2 rRNA genes are annotated in these 3,433 nt (G+C 47.5%); both read left to right on the plus strand.

The window, feature by feature from the left end:
* Window positions 1–250: 250 nt before the first annotated feature.
* Window positions 251–3,128 (plus strand): 23S ribosomal RNA (locus LUA86_RS19140).
* Between the two features lie 135 nt (window positions 3,129–3,263).
* Window positions 3,264–3,375: ribosomal RNA gene (gene rrf, locus LUA86_RS19145) — 5S ribosomal RNA — on the plus strand.
* Window positions 3,376–3,433 lie beyond the last annotated feature (58 nt).

Genomic DNA, 3,433 nt, shown 5'->3' on the forward strand with positions numbered 1-3,433 from the left:
GATTTTTACTAATAAGGAATAAGCTATAGGCTTAGGTTGGGGCCATTAAACCCTACACCTTTATACCCTCAGCCTTATACCTTAATAAAGTTCTTTGACATATTGGAAGAAGTTAAAAAAGAAGAGCAAACAACAATAGGCGACTGTTTTGTTTGTGCTCACCGAGCAGCGTAGCAATACAAAGCGAGGTATGAGACATCATAACAAGAGCAAAAAAGCATACTATACGGCGCAAAAGGCGTATAAGTAGAAGAAAGTAAGAAAGAGTACACGGGGGATGCCTTGGCTCTCAGAGGCGATGAAGGACGTGATAAGCTGCGATAAGCTTCGGGTATTTGCAAATAGGACTTAATCCGAAGATTTCCGAATGGGGCAACCCGGCTGGTTGAAGACCAGTCACATATAATGAGCAAACCTGCCGAACTGAAACATCTAAGTAAGCAGAGGAAGAGAAAATAATAATGATTTCCTGAGTAGTGGCGAGCGAAAGGGAAAGAGCCCAAACCTACTTTGTTACGGCAAAGTGGGGGTTGTAGGACTACGATGTGGCATTAACAAACAGAAGTGGAACGGGATGGGAAGCCCGGCGATACATGGTGATAGCCCAGTACACGTATAGAATGTTAGCCTAGTAGTATCCTGAGTACCGCGAGGTCGGAGACGCCTTGTGGGAATCTGCCGGCACCATCCGGTAAGGCTAAATACTCCTGAGAGACCGATAGTGAACCAGTACCGTGAGGGAAAGGTGAAAAGAACCCCGAACAGGGGAGTGAAATAGAACCTGAAACCGTGTACTTACAAGCGGTCGGAGCATACAAGTTGTGTGACGGCGTGCCTTTTGCATAATGAGCCTACGAGTTACTCTTCTCTGGCAAGGTTAAGTGTTTAAGACACGGATCCGAAGCGAAAGCGAGTCTGAATAGGGCGTATAGTCAGAGGAGGTAGACGCGAAACCTTGTGATCTACCCATGGACAGGTTGAAGGTGCGGTAACACGTACTGGAGGACCGAACCGATAAACGTTGAAAAGTTTCCGGATGATCTGTGGGTAGGGGTGAAAGGCTAATCAAACTGGGAAATAGCTCGTACTCCCCGAAATGTTTTTAGGAACAGCGTGGACATTAAGTTTCATAGAGGTAGAGCTACTGATTGGGTGCGGGGGAGTCAAATCCTACCAAATCCAGACAAACTCCGAATGCTATGAAATATGGTCTGCAGTGAGGCGCGGGGTGCTAAGGTCACGCGCCGAGAGGGAAAGAACCCAGACCATCAGCTAAGGTCCCCAAGTGTACGCTAAGTTGAACTAACGAGGTCCGATTGCACAGACAGCTAGGATGTTGGCTTGGAAGCAGCCATTCATTTAAAGAGTGCGTAACAGCTCACTAGTCGAGCGATCGGGCATGGATAATAAACGGGCATTAAGTGTATCACCGAAGCTATGGGATTGAAATATATCGGTAGGGGAGCATTCTATATACAGTGAAGGTATCTGGTAATGGGTGCTGGAGTGTATAGAAAAGCAAATGTAGGCATAAGTAACGATAAGGCGGGCGAGAAACCCGCCCACCGAAAGGATAAGGTTTCCTGATCAACGCTAATCGGATCAGGGTTAGTCGGGACCTAAGGAGAACCCGAAGGGGATATTCGATGGACAACTGGTTAATATTCCAGTACTTTTTATAACTGCGATGTGGGGACGGAGTAGTGACACTGCCGCGAACTGACGGAATAGTTCGTTAAAGGTTGTAGGTATTGGGACGGTAGGCAAATCCGCCGACCTAGCTGAAAACTAATAGTACCGCGAGTCTTCGGATGAGTGGATAGAGCAGGTAAACAGACTTCCAAGAAAAACCGCTAAGCTTCAGGTTATAAAAACCCGTACCGCAAACCGACACAGGTATCCGGGAAGAGGATTCTAAGGTGCTCGAGTGAATCATGGCTAAGGAACTCGGCAAAATGGCCCTGTAACTTCGGGAGAAGGGGCGCTGGCAGTAATGTCAGCCGCAGTGAAAAGGCCCAGGCGACTGTTTAACAAAAACACATGGCTTTGCAAAATCGAAAGATGAAGTATAAGGCCTGACACCTGCCCGGTGCTGGAAGGTTAAGAGGGGATGTCATCCGCAAGGAGAAGCATTGAATCGAAGCCCCAGTAAACGGCGGCCGTAACTATAACGGTCCTAAGGTAGCGAAATTCCTTGTCGGGTAAGTTCCGACCTGCACGAATGGTGTAACGATCTGGGCGCTGTCTCAGCCATGAGCTCGGTGAAATTGTGGTCCCGGTGAAGACGCCGGGTACCCGCAACGGGACGGAAAGACCCCATGCACCTTCACTACAATTTAACATTGACATTGGATACAGGATGTGTAGGATAGGTGGGAGACTATGAAGCGGCGTCGCCAGGCGTCGTGGAGTCAACGTTGAAATACCACCCTTTCTGTATTCGGTGTCTAATCCCGTACAAACGGGAGACATTGTTTGATGGGTAGTTTGACTGGGGTGGTCGCCTCCAAAAAGGTAACGGAGGCTTTCAAAGGTAAGCTCAATACGCTTGGTAACCGTATGAGGAGTGCAATAGCATAAGCTTGCTTGACTGTGAGACCTACAAGTCGATCAGGGTCGAAAGACGGATATAGTGATCCGGTGGTTCTGCATGGAAGGGCCATCGCTCAAAGGATAAAAGGTACGCTGGGGATAACAGGCTGATCTCCCCCAAGAGCTCATATCGACGGGGAGGTTTGGCACCTCGATGTCGGCTCGTCACATCCTGGGGCTGGAGAAGGTCCCAAGGGTTCGGCTGTTCGCCGATTAAAGTGGCACGCGAGCTGGGTTCAGAACGTCGCGAGACAGTTCGGTCCCTATCTGTTGTGGGCGTAGGAATTTTGAGTGGGGCTGACCTTAGTACGAGAGGACCGGGTTGGACTAGCCTCTAGTGAATCTGTTGTTCCGCCAGGGGCATTGCAGAGTAGCTACGCTGGGAATAGATAAGCGCTGAAAGCATCTAAGTGCGAAACTAGCCACGAGATGAGAATTCCATTTAGGACCGTAGAAGATGACTACGTTGATAGGTTATAGATGTAAAGCTGGTGACAGCATAGTCGAGTAATACTAATCATCCGAAGCTTTCAAAAGCAACATACTGTTGTTTGTTCTTCAAAACTTAACTTCTTTCAATAATATGTCATTTAAGTTGTAGGTTATATTTATAGGTAATACGTGAAAACGTATCACTTAAAACGTAAAACTTAACACTTATATTAAAACATTTAGGTGCCTATATCGGTGGTGTCCACCTCTTCCCATTCCGAACAGAGAAGTTAAGCCCACCAGAGCCAATGGTACTGCGGTAACACGTGGGAGAGTAGGTCGGTGCCAAATCTTAAAAGAAGAGCCTTGTAACAATTGTTGCAAGGCTTTCTTTGTTTATAAGCTTTTT

Source organism: Pedobacter sp. Leaf132, from assembly GCF_920984695.1.
Lineage (GTDB): Bacteria > Bacteroidota > Bacteroidia > Sphingobacteriales > Sphingobacteriaceae > Pedobacter.